A 458-nucleotide genomic window follows, 5' to 3' on the forward strand; every position below is an offset into this window, starting at 1 on the left:
GCAGTCACGCCTTCAGCTTTATCAATGCCAACAATGAGCGCTACTGGGTCAAGTTCCACCTGCGGACCCAGCAAGGCATCGAAAATCTCACCGATGCCCAGGCCCAGGAACTGGTGGGACGTGACCGCGAATCCCACCAGCGCGACCTGTATGAAGCCATCGAGAACCAGGACTTCCCGCGCTGGAAGCTGTTTGTGCAAATCATGCCGGAACAGACCGCGAATCCCACCAGCGCGACCTGTATGAAGCCATCGAGAACCAGGACTTCCCGCGCTGGAAGCTGTTTGTGCAAATCATGCCGGAACAGGAAGCGGGCACCTACCACATCAACCCGTTCGACCTGACCAAGGTCTGGCCAAAAGCCGACTACCCGCTGATCGAAGTGGGCGTCATGGAGTTGAACCGCAACCCCGAGAACCATTTTGCCGACGTCGAACAAGCCGCTTTCTCCCCGGCGA

Annotated in this window: 1 pseudogene; it reads left to right on the top strand. The window is 58.1% G+C overall.

The window, feature by feature from the left end:
• Positions 1 to 458 (top strand): annotated as a pseudogene (locus AO268_RS05485) (catalase); the annotation flags it as partial.

Source organism: Pseudomonas sp. ICMP 8385 (assembly GCF_002699915.1).
In the GTDB taxonomy this organism is placed as follows: domain Bacteria; phylum Pseudomonadota; class Gammaproteobacteria; order Pseudomonadales; family Pseudomonadaceae; genus Aquipseudomonas; species Aquipseudomonas gessardii.